The organism is Trichocoleus sp. ST-U2 (genome assembly GCF_039961875.1).
Lineage (GTDB): Bacteria > Cyanobacteriota > Cyanobacteriia > Cyanobacteriales > FACHB-T130 > FACHB-T130.
Genome location: NZ_JAMPJY010000012.1, coordinates 29,650 through 46,415, shown reverse-complemented (window position 1 = coordinate 46,415; position 16,766 = coordinate 29,650). Strand labels below are relative to the sequence as shown.

General features: G+C 42.6%; 14 protein-coding genes and 2 pseudogenes. 8 read left to right on the top strand and 8 right to left on the bottom strand.

Going from position 1 to position 16,766, the window contains the following annotated elements:
* The first annotated feature begins 143 nt into the window (after positions 1-143).
* A complete protein-coding gene (locus NC996_RS10585) occupies positions 144-431 on the top strand; it encodes a Ycf66 family protein (protein ID WP_190415816.1) in 288 nt (95 codons plus the stop codon).
* Between the two features lie 429 nt (positions 432-860).
* Here the strand turns inward: NC996_RS10585 and NC996_RS10580 are convergent, their stop codons facing one another.
* Positions 861-1,739, bottom strand: a complete 879-nt coding sequence (locus NC996_RS10580; RefSeq protein ID WP_190685025.1) for a DUF72 domain-containing protein — start codon at positions 1,737-1,739, stop codon at positions 861-863.
* 76 nt (positions 1,740-1,815) lie between these two features.
* Between NC996_RS10580 and NC996_RS10575 the strand changes: the two genes are divergently transcribed.
* The gene (locus NC996_RS10575; RefSeq protein ID WP_190685022.1) at positions 1,816-2,328 is read left to right on the top strand and encodes a DUF393 domain-containing protein; all 513 of its coding nucleotides are present in this window, start codon (positions 1,816-1,818) and stop codon (positions 2,326-2,328) included.
* Between the two features lie 527 nt (positions 2,329-2,855).
* On the opposite strand, the gene NC996_RS10570 is transcribed toward NC996_RS10575, so the two are convergent.
* The 3 genes and pseudogenes from NC996_RS10570 to NC996_RS10560 form a co-directional block, all read right to left on the bottom strand.
* Entirely contained in the window at positions 2,856-4,613 is a 1,758-nt protein-coding gene (locus NC996_RS10570; RefSeq protein WP_190685020.1) for a hypothetical protein, read from the bottom strand.
* Between the two features lie 153 nt (positions 4,614-4,766).
* Positions 4,767-4,976: a type II toxin-antitoxin system HicB family antitoxin gene (locus tag NC996_RS10565; RefSeq protein WP_190434419.1), complete on the bottom strand. Its 210-nt coding sequence runs from the start codon at positions 4,974-4,976 to the stop codon at positions 4,767-4,769.
* A pseudogene (locus tag NC996_RS10560) lies at positions 4,976-5,187 on the bottom strand (type II toxin-antitoxin system HicA family toxin). The gene NC996_RS10565 and the pseudogene NC996_RS10560 overlap by 1 nt, the downstream one beginning before the upstream one ends.
* A 303-nt stretch (positions 5,188-5,490) precedes the next feature.
* On the opposite strand from NC996_RS10560, the gene NC996_RS10555 reads away from it, so the two are divergent.
* From NC996_RS10555 to NC996_RS10535, 5 genes and pseudogenes are all read left to right on the top strand, one after another.
* Positions 5,491-7,206: an NAD(P)H-quinone oxidoreductase subunit 4 gene (locus tag NC996_RS10555; protein ID WP_190434421.1), complete on the top strand. Its 1,716-nt coding sequence runs from the start codon at positions 5,491-5,493 to the stop codon at positions 7,204-7,206.
* A 409-nt stretch (positions 7,207-7,615) separates the two neighbouring features.
* Positions 7,616-10,372, top strand: a complete 2,757-nt coding sequence (locus NC996_RS10550; RefSeq protein ID WP_190685017.1) for a DDE-type integrase/transposase/recombinase — start codon at positions 7,616-7,618, stop codon at positions 10,370-10,372.
* The gene (locus NC996_RS10545; RefSeq protein WP_199299556.1) at positions 10,372-11,487 is read left to right on the top strand and encodes an ATP-binding protein; all 1,116 of its coding nucleotides are present in this window, start codon (positions 10,372-10,374) and stop codon (positions 11,485-11,487) included. Before NC996_RS10550 ends, NC996_RS10545 begins: the two co-directional genes overlap by 1 nt.
* On the top strand, positions 11,484-12,473 hold the full coding sequence (locus NC996_RS10540; protein WP_190685013.1) for a TniQ family protein: 990 nt from the start codon (positions 11,484-11,486) through the stop codon (positions 12,471-12,473). Before NC996_RS10545 ends, NC996_RS10540 begins: the two co-directional genes overlap by 4 nt.
* 141 nt (positions 12,474-12,614) lie before the next feature.
* Positions 12,615-13,358 (top strand): annotated as a pseudogene (locus NC996_RS10535) (IS982 family transposase).
* A 70-nt stretch (positions 13,359-13,428) separates the two neighbouring features.
* On the opposite strand, the gene NC996_RS10530 reads toward NC996_RS10535, so the two are convergent.
* Entirely contained in the window at positions 13,429-13,815 is a 387-nt protein-coding gene (locus NC996_RS10530; RefSeq protein ID WP_190685010.1) for a nuclear transport factor 2 family protein, read from the bottom strand.
* A 469-nt stretch (positions 13,816-14,284) separates the two neighbouring features.
* Between NC996_RS10530 and NC996_RS10525 the strand changes: the two genes are divergently transcribed.
* On the top strand, positions 14,285-14,413 hold the full coding sequence (locus tag NC996_RS10525; protein WP_277879738.1) for a hypothetical protein: 129 nt from the start codon (positions 14,285-14,287) through the stop codon (positions 14,411-14,413).
* A gap of 129 nt (positions 14,414-14,542) precedes the next feature.
* On the opposite strand, the gene NC996_RS10520 is transcribed toward NC996_RS10525, so the two are convergent.
* The 3 genes from NC996_RS10520 to NC996_RS10510 all read right to left on the bottom strand — a co-directional run bounded on the left by NC996_RS10520 (position 14,543) and on the right by NC996_RS10510 (position 16,765).
* Positions 14,543-14,686 carry a hypothetical protein gene (locus NC996_RS10520; RefSeq protein WP_190685007.1) on the bottom strand — a complete coding sequence of 48 codons (144 nt, stop codon included), beginning with the start codon at positions 14,684-14,686 and terminating at the stop codon, positions 14,543-14,545.
* Positions 14,687-14,828: 142 nt separating this feature from the next.
* Positions 14,829-15,164, bottom strand: coding sequence for a thioredoxin domain-containing protein (locus NC996_RS10515; RefSeq protein ID WP_190411084.1), 336 nt, complete (start codon positions 15,162-15,164; stop codon positions 14,829-14,831).
* A gap of 224 nt (positions 15,165-15,388) precedes the next feature.
* Positions 15,389-16,765 carry an FAD-dependent oxidoreductase gene (locus NC996_RS10510; RefSeq protein ID WP_190685004.1) on the bottom strand — a complete coding sequence of 459 codons (1,377 nt, stop codon included), beginning with the start codon at positions 16,763-16,765 and terminating at the stop codon, positions 15,389-15,391.
* Position 16,766: the final 1 nt, after the last annotated feature.

The following is a 16,766-nucleotide window of genomic DNA, read 5'->3' as shown; positions in this document are numbered from 1 at the left end:
CAATAGTCATGAAAATTTATTGATGACAAAAATATAGCAATTCTAAATCATTTCTAAACTCTCTCTTTTTTTCTTTCCTTCGCGATCTTTGCGTCTTCGCGGTTCGTTAGAAAAGTTTTAATCGCCAATCAAATAGGACTACTATGGTTAACTTCGGTATCAACTCAGCCAGCATTCTTGGGATTGTACTGACACTGTTTGGCCTATTCCTTATATCTTTAGGAATATTGCTTCGCAGACCTTTTCGAGTTGAAAATCTAATTCAAGATAGTGTTCTGGCTTCAGTTTATTTACTGTGCGGGTTAATTCTGTTTTTTCAGGGATGGCGACTCGATCCAATTTTACAGTTTGGTCAAATTCTACTAACCGTTTCCAGTATGTATTTGATTGCCAAAGATATATTCCGCCGTTCTTTAACTTCTAGAGGGTAAATTCATCTTTTATGAACAATCGCGCCAAATTCACTCTAGCCATCGTCCTGGGTTTTTCGTTTTCTGGCATCCAAACATTGTGCTTAGACCAACACCGCTTTGCTAGCGCTCAAGCAAATGCAACAAACTGTCCTTCTTTTGCCGGAAAATGGTTAGTTAGGGTTAAAAATTCTAATCGAACTGTTCTGCAACGAATAACTAGAGAATACCCAAGTATCCAAGTTCGCTCTTGTTACTGGAGAGACACGAATAATCGAGTCGATGGCATCCAAGTTGGCCCATTTCCGACTCCGCAATCAGCAGGGTTATTTTACCAGAAGCTCACTGCTTCTAGAGTTCGTTCGACAGATGTAACCATTGTTCCTCCTAAACAAGTTCCAATCGTTAGACCGAGGAATCGGTAGATATAATTCTTTCAAAACAACACTTTCAAAAGAGACTTAGCTGGGTAGGTGGCAACTCAATCGCATTCCAGGGAAGGGGTGGAACGGGTGCGTTATGTTGTTCCAGCAACTGCTGAAAGTGACGGGCATTTCCGGGCGATCGCTCTTCTAAAGGACAATGCACAAAGAAGTAAATCTTTGTCCCCTGACGCAACCACCCATCTAGCAAACTCACCCACTCTTCCATAAAAGGCTGATTCACCGACTGCTCTGGATGGCTGATAAACCGGATTAAGCTAAAGGAAGCCGTGACAATCGGTTGCACAGGCACGTTGGGTTTTCGCGATTCTGGACACTCTTGAGGATTCGCCGATCCCGTGTAAACAGGGCGAGTATCCAGCAGTACCCGTCCCACACCCAACTGCTGCAAAAGCGCCGTCAGATGGCTGCTGTGGGGTTCTTTGAACCAGTCGGAATGACGAACTTCTAGCGCTAAAGGCGCTTCATTGCGAGGCCATGCTTCCAAAAAAGCGGTTAAGTCATCCAAATATGCCGGGGGATAGTTAGGCGGTAATTGGGCAAAAATGGGGCCAAGGCGACTCTCCTCAGGAGACGCTGCATTAACGCCTAAACCTTGCATCTGTTCTAAAAACTTTAATGCCTCTGGAATCGACGGTTGTAGCAAGCCATTGTGTGTCACATTCCGAGGTAGCTTCAGGCAAAATTTAAACCCTGCGGGTGTTTCTTGTGCCCAACGCGCTACGGTATCAGCGTCGGGAACCGCATAGAAAGTCGTATTTCCTTCAACGGTCGTGAAACGCTGACTGTATAAGCGCAGAAAATCTTTAGAACGACTTCCAGCCGGAAAAAGGTCGCCTATCCAGCCTTTATAACCCCAAACTGCACATCCCAGAAGAAAGCTCATATCTTTAAGTTTCTTTACAATACTAAGGTGTGCTTGTTTCTCCTCATGTGACGAATCCGTTAATTGAGAACAACCTATGTCATCTTCTAAGACTCAGTTCCCCGAATCGCTTGAAGTTTCTACTCCACCTCAGTCTTCTTCACCATCATGGCAAATAGAGTTGCTGTATGACGGTGAATGTCCCTTGTGCGTACGAGAAGTCAATTTTTTGAGGAGACGGGATGCCGGTCGAGGTTTGGTGGCGTTTGTGGACATCGCAGGCGATCGCTATACCCCGGAAGCGCATGGTGGTGTTGACTTTGAAACGGCAATGGGGCGAATTCATGCCGTGCTTCCTGATGGCACAGTCGTCAAGAATGTGGAAGTCTTCCGCCGCGTCTATGAAATCTTAGGGATGGGGTGGATCTATGCGGTGACTAAGTTGCCGATTATCGGTTCCATCGTGGATTTGCTGTATGAAATTTGGGCTGACTGGCGACTCGCCGTTACTGGACGACCCGATTTGGCGACAATTGTAAGCAATCGCCAGAAGCGCATTGAGTGCGAAACGCAGGGGCGCTGTCGGCTAAATGACAATAATCAACCTTAGTTAATCAGAATAACCCAACTAAAGGAAGTTAACTGCACAAAGAGGTCAAGCTAACCTAAAACTAGACTACTTTCGCTAGTAGGGAAAAAAATGCAAGACTCAGCATATACTCTCTTCATTATCTTTGGTTGTATTTGGATACTCATGGGAGTCGCAGCAGTGATTGCACTCCTAAAATCCGAGAATCAAGAGCTTCGATTTGGCAAATGGGGACTAATCGTGGCTCTCCCAATCGTTATCCCGTTTATCCTGGCTCTGCTCTATCAGGTAGCAAGGCCATTTATTCTGAAATACCTTTTTTGAAAATTTGGGCTAAATCCTAACATCAATACTTTTGTTAACTGGAAAAGTTGGGTGGAAATGAATAAGCGATCGCTTCTTCTTATGCCCAGTCGTCCTGTCATCGGATGGAGTGACACGTTAAGTCAATCGCACGGTGTGACAAGCATCAGTTGAGGTTGTTGCCGAAGTTTCCCAAATGTACGACAAGGTTTAGGGTTCGGCATTGTGGGAGTATTAAGTGTAACTTAATGGTTGCTTTGTTGTAACCACAGTTCAGATGTTTTTAAGATACTACAATCAAACTTCACACCTATTTCACCACTGGAAACACTCTCAACGGTCTTACCATCTATTTGGATTTCCAGTATTTCCGCTCTAGAGTATATTCCATCGTTACAAACGATAACCTTTGTGCCTTTACATAGAGAAACCTTATCAATTTTGATTATAGCAATTTTCCCTTTGTGATGAATTTCGAGAGGAGAACCAATTAAAAAAGCGTTTGATGGGCTAAACGTTACAAGTCCATATTGCAATAAAGCTCTTCTTGCATCCTCCGGTGTTACAAAACCTTCTTCAATAGCAAAGTAAAGCTTAAACAGCTCATATGTAGTCAACAAAGCTCTTTCATCCGATTGAGCATCAGCGATCTGGTGTTTGGTAAAAGGAGGATTTCTTCTATCTTTGGGTGGTAAATATCTTTGATGATTCACCAGATAGAGAGCAGAAACATCGAAACTTCCTCGCTCCTTCGACCTTCTGTATTTAATCTTGCTTATTTGTGAACACTCACTATCTTTAGAAGTACCACCAATGCCTTTAACCTCAACAATAAGCAAGCCCTTCTCTAGAGAAACTTGGATATCTTCCTCTTTAATGTCTGGAGCAGTCTCATCCATATTGACAACATTTGAAAAACCAAGCCAGTTGAGAAAGTATTCAACTGCTTTAACTAAGGCATCACCAGTTTCAGTTAACAAGTTATGTAAAAATTTATATTTGGCTTGATTATTATGAATTTCTTTATCTATCCCGGCTAAAGCTTTAATATAATCAGCCTCTAATTTTTCCTTCTTTCTCGAAAGAGTAACTTGGTTGGGAAGGAAATAATCATTTGATTTTAACCAGGAAAATTGTTCTGAATAAGGAAATATTACAGGAAGCATTTCCGGCAAAACATCATCAATTAGCTCAAGTAAAAATTCTTTCTTATTGCAGATCACTTGAGGAAATACTAATGTAATTGATGGGCTGTGTAAAAAATCAATAAATGACACTATTTCGCCATCTAAATTCAACAGTACAGGAATGAAATCATCCCTTTTAATACTTTTGTTATTAAGCCATTTGGTGGGATGATTAAATATGACTTCATAAATAAAATTTTTACTATATTTCTGAAGTAAATTTCCAATATTTCTTCCTGCCCCAGGTGCAATACTTATATTTTGACCTATTTTATTGTAAACTCCATTTAAACCAGGAAGCAAGTCATATAAATTATGCTCAAAGGATTCTCGTTCCTGATATCCATAACGAGTTATTGAGGCGCAATGATATTCAATTACTTCTCTGGGAGAAGAAAATACAATAATTAACGATTCTTTTTTATAGATACTCTGTAGCTGTTTCCCAAGAAAATTCGCCGAAAAAGGGCGTGGATCAAAAATTGTTTCAGGATAGCGGCTTACTAAAACAATTTGGTTGCTTCCCTTAAGTGATGAGGGCTGATGATTTGAAAGATTATATTCAATTGTATCTCCCTGTTGCATATCTACAAGCACAATGTCATACTCGTGAAGATTAGGAGGGAATAGACAATCTGGAATGCATTGATGTACTGCATGGATACTAGAATTTGGAACTTTAACCTGGGAACCTAATCGACCAGGGAAACAATGTAAACCTCTATTTCCTAGAGCATCGATGATTTCCCTATCGAGGTCAATCGCACAGATTTTTGGGGTTTCCTTTATCTGAATCTGTGAAGATTTATCAGTCATTTCTATGCCTTTAACCTTAATCCACACTCAAATTTTAGCCAATCCACATTTTTTGAGATACTAAACTTCTCATTCGCTGCCAAAATCTCTGAGCTTCTCTTGCAAGCGTTGATGAATAGGTTTATGAACTGTTCACGGATCGCGATCGCACCTTTAGCAAGCTTCGACACATTCACATAGAGTAGTTGGTTCGGGAATGGGTAAACCCTCTTCTCGCAAACCATCCAAGTGAAAGGTGATCGCTTCTTTTATCTGCTGTTCCATCTCTTCAAGAGTTGCACCTGTCGCCACACATCCTGGTAAATCTGGAACATAAGCTGAATAGTTCCTCTCTAGCTTTTCAATCACAATCGCATAGCGCATTACTCTTCTTCTCCTGTTTCCTTGTCTTCCTTAAGTTGAGCTTGCGTCATTATGCTGTTTAACGTGCCAGGTGCTAGATCGTCAGACGGTTTCCCTGCAATTGTGACTAACCCAGACTTGGTAGATGCTTGAACTGATGATGACTGCTTCTAGTTCTTGCCAGATACCAACCATCTTCTTCTATTAGCTTAATCACTGCCTGAACTTTCATGCTAAGCCTCTAGCACCATTGCACCCTGTCATACTGCCAAAATGCGATCGCGCCAATACCCTTGACGAAAGCAACAATCTGTGATTTGAAAATGGGGCGAAGGCGATTGCATCTTCCCAGTTAGACTCCACGAGAAAAGAGCGATCGCGTTGAATCTGCTGCCATCCTATACCATAGGCTCAAGTCGCTCAGCCTGTACCTAGAGATCCGTCTATAGTGATCTGCAAGAAAGATTTATGACTAAGTGTTTACAAAGTTTAATAAGATAATCACATACAGAAATAAGTATTTTTTCCTACTGCCATGATTGAGGATCAATTTCCTTGGCTTAGCGCGATTGTCCTGTTCCCACTCGTTGCTGCACTGCTGATCCCTTTTCTGCCGGATAAAGACGGCACGCGAGTGCGCTGGTATGCACTCGGCGTGGGGATCGCAGACTTTATATTGATGTGCTACGTCTTTTGGAAGCATTACGATCCAAGCAGCGCGACTTTTCAGCTTGTAGAGAAATATTCCTGGGTGCCTCATTTAGGCTTGAACTGGGCAGTTTCCATCGATGGAGTTTCAGCCCCGCTGGTGCTTCTGGCAGGATTAGTGACAACACTCTCCATGTTTGCGGCGTGGCAAGTCAATCTCAAACCCCACCTCTTCTATTTCCTGATGCTGGTGCTGTATTCCGCACAGGTAGGGGTATTCGTCGCTCAAGACGTGCTGCTGCTGTTCATTATGTGGGAAGTTGAACTAATTCCCGTCTACCTACTCGTCTCGATTTGGGGTGGGCAGAAGCGTCAGTACGCCGCGATGAAGTTCTTACTATATACCGCCGCCGCTTCCATCTTTATTCTGGTTGCTGGTTTGGCAATGGCATTTTACGGCGATAATCTGACCTTCGATATGGTCGAACTCGGCTTAAAAGATTACCCGCTTGCTTTAGAACTGCTGCTTTATGCAGGATTGCTTGTTGCCTTTGGTGTCAAATTAGCTGTTTTCCCCCTGCACACCTGGCTACCAGATGCACATGGCGAGGCATCTTCTCCCGTATCAATGGTACTCGCAGGCGTACTGCTGAAGATGGGTGGATACGGTTTGATTCGCCTCAACTTAGGACTTCTTCCTGATGCACACGTATACTTTGCACCTGTCTTAGCGATTCTGGGCGTTGTCAATATTATCTACGGTGCCTTTAACTCCTTTGCCCAGACGAATATGAAGCGTCGCCTCGCCTATTCGTCGGTTTCTCACATGGGATTTGTCCTATTGGGGATTGCGTCCTTCACCGACTTGGGAATCAACGGCGCAATGCTGCAAATGATTTCTCACGGTTTGATTGCATCATTACTATTCTTTTTAGCCGGGGTGACTTACGATCGCACTCACACGATGTCGATGAAAGAAATGGGCGGGATTGCTCAGGCAATGCCCACTGTGTTTGCCCTGTTTACAATGGGTGTGATGGCATCAGTGGCTCTACCGGGAATGAGCGGCTTTGCTAGCGAACTGTCGGTTTTCGTCGGTGTGACAACGAGCGATATCTACAGCTCAACTTTCCGCACCGTGACCGTCTTCCTAGCTGCCGTGGGTGTTATCCTGACGCCGATTTATCTGCTATCGATGCTGCGACAGGTGTTTTACAATTCTGGTGAAGTACCGACCTGCGACATTGCACCGACCTGCGACATTATGGATGCAGATTTGCAGAATCAGGGAAATCAGGAGCCGGTTTGCTTTGGTACAAACTGTAGCTTACCTATCGATGCAGCATTTATCGATGCCAGACCTCGTGAAGTGTTTATTGCTGCTTGCTTTCTGGTGCTGATTATCGGTCTTGGCGTATACCCGAATATGGGTATGCAAATGTACGATGTCAAAACTGTTGCAGTGAATGCTCAGGTTCGCCAATCTTATACCCAAATTGCAGCCATGAATCCCCAGATTTATGCGGGAGGATTTTTAGTTCCGAAGGTTGCAGAGTCGGAAGTAAAGCCTGTTTTGGGAATCGTGGAGCGCTATCCAAGGTAAGCGCCGCATGAATAATCCTTTGGTAGCCGATTGTAGGGGCGTTTTGCCTAACCGAGAGGGTTATCAGCTACCAAGGTGTTTTTTTTGGGTGCGCTTGTCGGCTCAAATGCGATCGCCTTTACCTCTGTAGTTCGTTAAAAGTGACACTAATTTGTTATTAGTGTCAAATAATGTGGCAATCGACAGCCACTGTCATTTAAAGTTTGATTTTGCCGTAATTTAAAGCCAGGTTTTGCCGCTCCATTCTCTCAAACCCTCTTAAACCCGTTGTATGAATATTCTAGCAAGATAGCCTTTTAAAGTCTGATATTGCCGAACTAGTATTTTTAAAGTTTGATATTGCCGAAATAGACGGGGCTTGTTACGATATTTTTATCGTAAACTTGAAGCGATTTTAGGGAGGATAGCCATGCTCTCCGATGGTGAATTTCAAGCATGGTGCGATCACCTGCAACTCTCACAACAACAAAGAGATTGGGTTAACCAAATTCGCACATCTCCTCCCGTCCGTAAGGTCAAAGGGAGTTCAAGAAATGTTCATGGCCCTTACGCTAGTAAAAAAATGGGCAGAACGATTCAATTTGAATCCCACACCGTTGAATTACCTGCGATCATTCAATTTTATGAAAATGATGACTCAGTTTTAGAATACTGGGATCAACCGATTAAATTCACTATCAAATGCTCACCTCAAGGAAAACAAGCTACTACTATTTCTCATTACCCTGATTTCTTTGTAATGAGAAAGAATCGATGTGGGTTTGAAGAATGGAAAACAGAGAAAAAGCTTGGCAAACTAAGCAAGGAACAGGCTTATCGTTACCAAAACTTGGAAGGAAAATGGGTAGATATCATTGTTCAAGAATATGTAGAAAACTTAGGATATTATTACAGTCTTCGCTCAGATAGTGAAATTGATTGGGTCAAATATCGGAATCAGAAGTATTTACAACCCTACAAGCAAGGATATTTAGATCAACAATACATCCTTGATGAACAGGTAGAATTTCATATTAAAGATATTATCATTAATAATCCGGGTATTAACCTGACAAATCTGCTTAAAAAAGCGCAAAATGCCACCATTGACGATATTAATACCTTAATTGCGCTTGAAAAAGTTTATGTCGATTTAAGTGCAGTCGCCTTAGTCGAACAAGATAGAGTACATCTATTCCGTGACCAAGCGACTGTCGAAGCATACATTACTGCTACTCATGATTATAGTGAACCTGTATCTAGCAGTGTGCAGATAGTCGATCTCAAAGTGGGTTCATCATTTCTTTTAGATGGAAAAAGCCTGACTATTGACCATATTGGAGAGAGTAAAATTATTCTCAAAGGAGAACAAGGAATTATTCGTTGGACTCATGCAGAATTTCAACAATTAGTTGAGTTAGGGGAAATTAGTCATCTTCAAACAAAAGAACAGAAAACCTTAGATGAGGAGGGATGGCAACAATACTTTAGAGAAGCCAGCCCTAAAGCTTTAGAAATTGCTAATCAGCGATATCAAGCAATTAAACCGCTTTTAGATGGGGAGTCTTATGATTCTCTGGGTTGTAATGTACCAGAACGAACCTTACGCCAGTGGAAAGCCAAATATCGCAAAGCGAAGCAAGAATATGGAGTTGGTTTGGTAGGTTTAATTCCCCAATATAAAGGTAATCCCACTCCTCGCTATTCTGATGAAGATTTAGAATTCATTGATAAGGTGATAGAAGAACACTATGAAAGCTTTAAACAAAAGAATGCTTGGCAAACTTATCTAATGCTAAGAGATAAATGGGAGGAATCAGGACTCATCTCTCCAATTCCTAGCCATACGTTTTACTATGAAAGGCTAAAGAAACGAAATTCTTATCAACAAACTAAAAGAAGAATGGGACCTCGTGCCGCTAATAGTCTTTTGGGGCCTTGGTTAATTAAACCCACTACCCCCCGTCATGGAGATCGTCCTCTTGAAATTGTTCATATTGACCATACCCAGCTTGATATTCAATGTGTATGTCCATACAGTAAGAAGAACTTAGGCAGACCTTGGGTAACAGGCATGATTGATGCTTACAGTCGCCGGATTTTAGCCTTATATCTAACTTTCGATCATCCGAGCTATCGGTCTTGTATGATGGCTATCCGCATCTGCGTGCAACGGTTTGGGCGATTCCCTGAATGGATTGTTGTAGATAACGGAAAAGAGTTTCAATCTACTTATTTTGAAACTTTATTAGCTCGATTTGAAGCTAGTAAAAAACATCGTCCCAAAGATGTTCCGAAATTTAGTTCGATTATTGAACGTTGGTTTGGGTCACAAAATACGGAATTTATCAATAATTTAAGGGGTAATACCCAAATTATGAAGCACGTCCGGCTCGTTAAGAAAGAAAATAATCCAAAAAATCTAGCAATTTGGAATTTAGAAGAATTATACGATTATTTGGCTTTTGGCTATGCTTATGGAGCTTACGATCGGGCAGAACATCCGGCTTTAGAAGGAATGTCTCCTCAACAAGCCTTTGAATTGGGATTAGCTAAAACGGGACATCGCCCTCATCAATATATCAAGTATGATGAGCAATTCAAAATTTTAACCTTGCCTACAAACAATAAGGGTACCGCCAAAGTTATTCCTGGTAAGGGAGTAAGGATTAACTATCAAGATTATTGGTCGGATGAATTTTACAGTGTGGAAAACCAATCGGTTCCCGTCCGCTATGATCCCCTTGATTATGGTGTTGCTTATGCCTATGTTAATAATCATTGGGTAAAGTGCTTATCTAATTATTATATTAAGTTTCAAGGTTATTCAGAAAAAGCGGTAGAGATAGCATCAACCGTTTGCAGAAGAAAACAACAAAAATATAACCAGAGCCAATATATAGGGTTTAAAGAGATTGTTGACTTGCTGAATAATGCAGAAGAACATGAAGAAATAATGCTACAAATCCGTCGAGATCAATCGGCTAAATTAGTTTATAATTTAATCGAAGGAACTCTTAGTAGCGCTGTTTTAAATCCAGTAGATATTAAACAGCCTTCCGAACCCAAGACTAAAGAGATTGAAGAGACTATTTTCGATAGGGAAGAAGCTGTTTTACAGCCTAGCCTGTCTAGAGAAATTAACCTTGAGAATATTGAAATTTTTCCTAATGAGGAATTATGGTGATGGCTAATAATCGTCAGTTTCCTTTAGAAATTCTTCAACAATCGACGGATAATAAACTTAAATACTTTAAAAATGTGATTATTCCTCATCGCAATATCAGGTTGCTTTTAGAACAGCTACTCAAAAATGCGATCGAACCGGATGATGCTTTAGTATATCTGGTGTTTGGAGTAACAGGCGTAGGTAAATCTCTCTTGAAAGCAGAATTTGAGAAACGATTACTTAAACATTTTGAAGATGAACTTATTTCCAATCCTGGCAGTTTAATTGTAGGGGGAATCGAGGTAGATAGCGCTGAAGGAGGGAAGTTTAACTATTCTGATTACTATATTCAAGTGTTGGAGTCTTTAAAGGAAGTTTTGATTGATTATAAGGAAAATTATGGGATTGATTTAGAAAATGATAACGAAGATAATTTAACAGGAGATCATGAAGGAAAGAACGCTAAGGCTTTGCGCCGAACAATGCAAAAAGTTTTTTTACACCGTCAGTTAAAAGCTTATACCCTCGATGAAGCACAGCACTTATTTGATGTGGCAGGGGGAAGACAAATTAATGTTCAAATGAACTGGCTTAAATCAATTGCTAATAAAACTCAAACAGTTCATATTTTATTTGGAACGTATGAGCTATTAAAATGTCAACAAGTGAACGGTCAGGTAGGAAGAAGAAGTGAAGATTATTATTTACCTCCCTATTATCTAAATAAAGTAGAAGACCAACAACATTTTACTAAGATTATTGGGACGCTACAGCAGCATTTTCCTGTGGAAAATGCGCCCCAATTAGGAGAACATTGGGAATACTTTATGGAATTCTCGATAGGATGTGTGGGAATTCTCAAAAGTTGGTGTTATCGCGCCCTCAAAAATGCGTTAGATGATAAAGCCAAAACAGTGAGAATGAAAGATTTTAAAGCGAGGGAGTTATCCGCAGGAAGACGAAATAAGATTAAAGAAGAGTTAGAAGCAGGAGAAAGACTTTTCGCCAGTTTATATAATGATGGAAACCTCAAGAAGACTGAATCTACTGACAGTTCATCACCCAAGAAAGGTGGAAGGGTTGGGGAGCGTAAGGTAGGTAGGGACTTAATAGGAATCAATCAAGAAGGATGAGTATTTACTCAGAGCTTTGGAGTCCAAAACCTCTAGAAATCCCCCAACGGAGTCGGTTATTTTCTCTTGAACCTGTGGCGGTGGGAACTCCCTACACAGAAAGTCTGAGTAGCTATCTGAATCGTTTAGCGCAAGAGCATTGTTTAACCTCTCAGAAGCTGATTATGGGAGAAATTGCTCCACTTATCCTTAAAGATGAGGATAAATCTGAGCTATTGACAAAAAATTTGAGTCACCTATTGGGAAATAGCGATGCTAAACCAGCCATCAACGGAATGCGGGAAATGACGGGAAAGTTGGTAGCTGTATTAGAAGAGTTAACCATGCGTCAGGATTTACGCTTTTTGACTCTTTTAAGTTGGAAAGGAATGATTTATGACAAGGGGTTATTTCGGAACCATCGTGCTTGGTGTCCTTGTTGTTGGGAAGAGTGGAAGCAAGAGAACAAAACTGTCTATGAACCATTATTATGGTCATTTAAGGATGTAGAATTTTGTTTGATACACAAACAGCGATTAATCCAAGAATGCCCTCATTGTGGTTCGCGTTTACCTGTGATGGCTAGGTTTTCACCTGCGGGATTTTGTTCTCGTTGTTACGGGTGGTTAGGACAGGAAATTAAAGGCGAAGAAGAAATAGATAAATATCGAGTTAATATTCAAGGAATTGGCGAATTAATTGCACTTACTCCCCAATTAGGATATAAACCCATCCCGATTGAGTTAACCCGAAAATTACAATTAATTTTGTTAGTGTTTGAACAAGCAATTGGAAAGGATTTGAAGTTATTGGGAGATTTAGGGGGAATCATGGAATCGTTGACGATAGCCTCAACAATAAATCAAAGTCAACCTTATCATTTGGTGAAGTTGATTATTCCTGTGTGCGAGAAGGCGAAGATTAGTGTACCCCAGTTGTTTTGGTCAGATTTTAAGGAATTGGGCAAGATATTGTTCGGAAATTTTAGTCTAGAATTAAAGTTGTAGAAGTTTAGTATAAATAAGGATTTATGGTTAAAGGAGTTTGGAAGGGAAGAGATAATTGCTTTCCTAGATCCGGTTCCTACTGATTATGCTTTATTTGTGCAAGGGCAACTTCTCGATATTATTAAAACGAAAAAAATCTCTATTGGCGCACAAAATGTTTTAGAACAAGCGAAACAATACTCAAAGAATGTTTTAAACAAAAAGGTGCGAACACAGTGGCAGAGCGCTTTTCCAGGCTTGGTCAGCTATGGACGCTTCGCCCTTGTGGATGCCTAGCACCCTGTTGCCCCTGAGTGCTTACTTGCGCGCTTGTTTTGGCAACTGTAGCGGCATCAGTTTCCTTTATGGCGACCAGTCTCAAGGTCTGCCACAACCGCCGCATCCAGCAGCATAAGGTGTTTAAGCACTTGGCAGCACGAGGCAAAACCTCAGTCGATTGGTTCTTTGGCTTCAAGCTGCATCTGGTGGTCAACGACAAAGGCGAGTTGCAAGGGCTTCACCTTGACTCCAGGAAACATCGACGATCGGACACCTGTACCCAAACTGTTGCAACAGCTATTTGGTAAGGTGTTTGCGGACAAGGGCTATGTTTCTCAAAAGTTGGCGAAGCAACTGTTGGCAATGACAGGGGTGCAACTGATTACCAAGCTACGGCGCAACCTGAAGAACCGCTTGATAGCGTTGAGCGACCGCCTCATGCTCCGTAAACGGGCGATCATCGAGACGGTGATTGACCAGCTCAAGAACATATCTCAGATTGAGCATTCTCGTCACCGTTCTCCAGTCAACTGTTTGGTGAACGTGGTGTGTGGCTTAATCGCTTACTGTCACCAGCCGAAGAAGCCCTCGATTGCGATTGACCACAATTTGCTCCCCTCCGCTTAACCCGAACTCACGTTACCTTAATCCTCACTCTCGATACAGCTCTTTCAGGAGGCAGCTAACATTCTGGAATTTAACCCTTCAGTTTCATCATCATTGCTGCTTCATCCCAGTAGGACGACACCTTTTGAATCTTGCCGATGTCATTAATCTCAAAGACACTGATTCCTTCAGATGTGGCATGGCGACCGCTTTTTGCAACTACCTGCATCGTCCATTTGACGGCTGCCCCATTCTTCACAAAGAAAATGTTGTCTTTTGACAGTTCCATTTTTTCAAAGAAGTTAGACAATATTTTCAAAAACTTCTGAGAATCCTTGTGTACAAGTCTAGGGGGGTTTCCAACTGGGTCATGGATGACAGCATCCTCAGAAAAAATCTCTAGCCAGCCCTCTGCATTCATAGCTGCCATGTTGTCGAAGTAAATGGTTAGCAACGCTGCAATTTGTTCTGTAGACACTTTGTTTTTCTCCACGTTTGTGTTTCAGTAGGTTACCAATTTGAGCTGGGATATTTGAGACTAGCTATTCTTCACTCGACAAGGTAGCAATAGGGCTTGAGGAAATCTTTGTGGCACAAATCATGCGATAGGATATGGGGTTGATCGTTCGTACCTGCCTTTAAAGTTTTACAAATCTTGATACGACAACTCTGTATTTGTCCAATCGGTTTCTTTTCTAAAATCGATATTACTCTTTATCCTTCAAACATTTCGTTCACAATGCTTTGTGGCTGATTGACTTGAGAATACTCTGGCAGTGGATGTCCTTGGGCTTGTAAAAACAGCCCTAGTAACGCTTGCAAACTATCGCGTTTTCCGTTCCCGATAAACTGAAGGATTTCTAGTAAGGAAAAGTCTGTTAAAGAGCCTTGAGTACTTATGGTTTTTAGTTGAATGCTAGGAGTATTTCGCAGGCAGCAGGGGCTGAATGACCCATTGCACCTCGACCAAAGGTTTTTTCAAACAGTTGTTTCGTGCGAGCGAACACCTCAAGCCATTCTGCGCGATCGCCTCGCGTTCCCAGTCCCGCAGCGTGATGTACAAAGCCACCAAATAGAGTTTGACAATCGTCCTGATATTGTCGATCAGTGGCAATATGAGCGTGCAGGACCGCATCAATTTCTTCGGTGGGTACCAGTCACATACCCGGATATTGCTGTGCTAGGAGCAGAAACAAACTGTACTGCTAGATAGCACGCGCTGCTTGCGCTGGAGTGAAGTCTCGACCCTTGTCAGAGTTGAGCAGATGATAACGGATGGTTTGCCAATTGAGGGATTGAAGCTTCTTCAGGAAACTATAGTCCAAAGCTAATTGCTTGTAATTCATCATCGGTCATATCCTCTTGAACGGTGATTCGGTAATCTTGCGGTGTCCAGTTACATCTGCTCAGCTAGTCTGCATTTAACTTGTATACGAGCAACAGCTCAAATACTGAGCCATCCTGAGGTTTCTTTTTTGACTTTTGACTTATTTAGGAGTTCTCTATTCTGGCGAGCGCAGCCAATAAGCTCTCAATGTTCCAGGCATCGTTGTAACGAATACCGTTGATAAATAACGTTGGAGTAGTGGTGACACCACTGCGTAAGCCACTTTCAATGTCTTCGTTGACGCGATTGGCATAAACGTGTCTCCACATAGCTTGAAGGAACTGGGGCATATCGAGTCCTAGTTCATTGGCGGCAGCACAGATAGTCCAAAAGAGCTTCGACCAAGCAAGTTCGCTGCGGCTTGCAGGCTGCACTATTCTGGGTGCTGGCATGGTGTTCTTGACAAACAGTTTGTAATGTTTAGATTTTAGGAAAAGCATGGTTTCTCAGTTTGGTGGTTGTTCAAAGGAACCTAACCCTGATTGCAAGTACAGAAATGGAAGGCTATTACTCAATCGATTCTCATACTCACGTAACAGGCGACCAACCAACTTACCTGTTTCATCGGTAAACACAACCATCCACACAATCTGACAAGCAGGAATTTGCTCCTCTCAGAATGACAACCACTCAAGCGAACTTGATATTATTAGTTGCTCCTTTCTTACATATTGGGGCAGGTTGGCATATCATCTCCAACGAGTAGCCTTGCGAGGCTGGGCAATGCCTCACCGTAAGTTGGGTGAATGTGAACTGATTGTTCGAGTACCTGCCACGTTGCTTTAGCTTCCATGAGTGACAAAAAGACATGCACGAGTTCAGCCGTTTCGTACCCAACTAGCGTTGCTCCTAAAATCAAATTTGTGTGGGTGTCGATGACCATGCGGTAGAAACCCAGATCGTGCCCCCATTCAATGCTACGGGCGATGTGAGCCATTGGCAGGGTGACTTCGCGGGCGGCAATGCCCTGTTTCTGAGCCTGCTCTAATGTCATCCCCACTCGACCCACTTGCGGCTCTGTGTAGACGGCATAGCCTAACACCCGATCGTTGCGTGTCCGGTGTTCTCCACATAGAATGGCTTTCAAGCGACGATAGTCCTCCCAAGACACATGGGTAAAAGCAGGCTGTTTGGCAACGTCTCCGATCGCATAAATGCCAGGGCAAGTCGTCTGAAACTGATCGTCGATTTTGATAAACCCCTGTTCATCTAATTCAACGTCTGTCACCGCAGAATTTAATGCCTGAGTATTCGGTTTGCGCCCAGGCGCAAGCAGCAATGCCTCTCCATCCAGTACTTCACCATTGTTCAGCGTTAGGGTAAACACACCGTTGGTATAAGCAACCTGCTGAACAGTCACATTGAGATGCAGTCCAATTCCGTCTTGCTTAAATGCATCCAAAAGCACAGCACTGACATCGGGTTCTTCTTGAGCCAGCAAGCGATCGCCCCGCACGATTAATTCGGTCTGGCTCCCTAAACGCGCCATTCCCTGCCCTAACTCCAGGGCAATATAGCCACCGCCAACTACGAGGAACCGGGGCGGAATCTGCTGTAAATCAAAGAAATTTCGGTTGGTGAGATAAGGCGTTCCTGCTAAACCGGGAAAGTCAAGAATGGTGGAGGATGTGCCTGTGTTAATAACAATGATCGGAGCCTGCACCGTCACACCGCCTCCGCTGACCGTTCGCTCTCCGGTGAATGAGGCTTCAGCGCAGACGACTCTAACCCCTGCACTCTCTAATCGCCGCTTGGTACCCTGGTTAAACTGGCTGCGAATGCTACGTACCCGCTCCATCACTGTAGAAAAATCGACTTCAACTTGTGCGTGTATGCCTAGCTTTGCGGCTTGTCGAGCGCGACCTGCGGCATGGGCAGCGGCTAGAAAGGCTTTAGAAGGAGTACAGCCATAGTTGATGCAGCTGCCGCCCAGTGCATCGCGCTCAAATAGAACGATGTTTCGACCTGCTTTAGCAAAGTCAGCCGCAAGTGGAATTCCGCCCTGACCACTTCCAATCACAATTACATCTGCTGTTTCCATG

Bases quoted from the DNA above. Each gene is read 5' to 3' on its own strand.
- NC996_RS10585 (WP_190415816.1), top strand. From the start codon at position 144: ATGGTTAACTTCGGTATCAACTCAGCCAGCATTCTTGGGATTGTACTG.
- NC996_RS10580 (WP_190685025.1), bottom strand. From the start codon at position 1,739: ATGAGCTTTCTTCTGGGATGTGCAGTTTGGGGTTATAAAGGCTGGATA.
- NC996_RS10575 (WP_190685022.1), top strand. From the start codon at position 1,816: ATGTCATCTTCTAAGACTCAGTTCCCCGAATCGCTTGAAGTTTCTACT.
- NC996_RS10570 (WP_190685020.1), bottom strand. From the start codon at position 4,613: ATGACTGATAAATCTTCACAGATTCAGATAAAGGAAACCCCAAAAATC.
- NC996_RS10565 (WP_190434419.1), bottom strand. From the start codon at position 4,976: ATGCGCTATGCGATTGTGATTGAAAAGCTAGAGAGGAACTATTCAGCT.
- NC996_RS10555 (WP_190434421.1), top strand. From the start codon at position 5,491: ATGATTGAGGATCAATTTCCTTGGCTTAGCGCGATTGTCCTGTTCCCA.
- NC996_RS10550 (WP_190685017.1), top strand. From the start codon at position 7,616: ATGCTCTCCGATGGTGAATTTCAAGCATGGTGCGATCACCTGCAACTC.
- NC996_RS10545 (WP_199299556.1), top strand. From the start codon at position 10,372: ATGGCTAATAATCGTCAGTTTCCTTTAGAAATTCTTCAACAATCGACG.
- NC996_RS10540 (WP_190685013.1), top strand. From the start codon at position 11,484: ATGAGTATTTACTCAGAGCTTTGGAGTCCAAAACCTCTAGAAATCCCC.
- NC996_RS10525 (WP_277879738.1), top strand. From the start codon at position 14,285: ATGACCCATTGCACCTCGACCAAAGGTTTTTTCAAACAGTTGTTTCGT.
- NC996_RS10520 (WP_190685007.1), bottom strand. From the start codon at position 14,686: ATGATGAATTACAAGCAATTAGCTTTGGACTATAGTTTCCTGAAGAAG.
- NC996_RS10515 (WP_190411084.1), bottom strand. From the start codon at position 15,164: ATGCTTTTCCTAAAATCTAAACATTACAAACTGTTTGTCAAGAACACC.
- NC996_RS10510 (WP_190685004.1), bottom strand. From the start codon at position 16,765: ATGGAAACAGCAGATGTAATTGTGATTGGAAGTGGTCAGGGCGGAATT.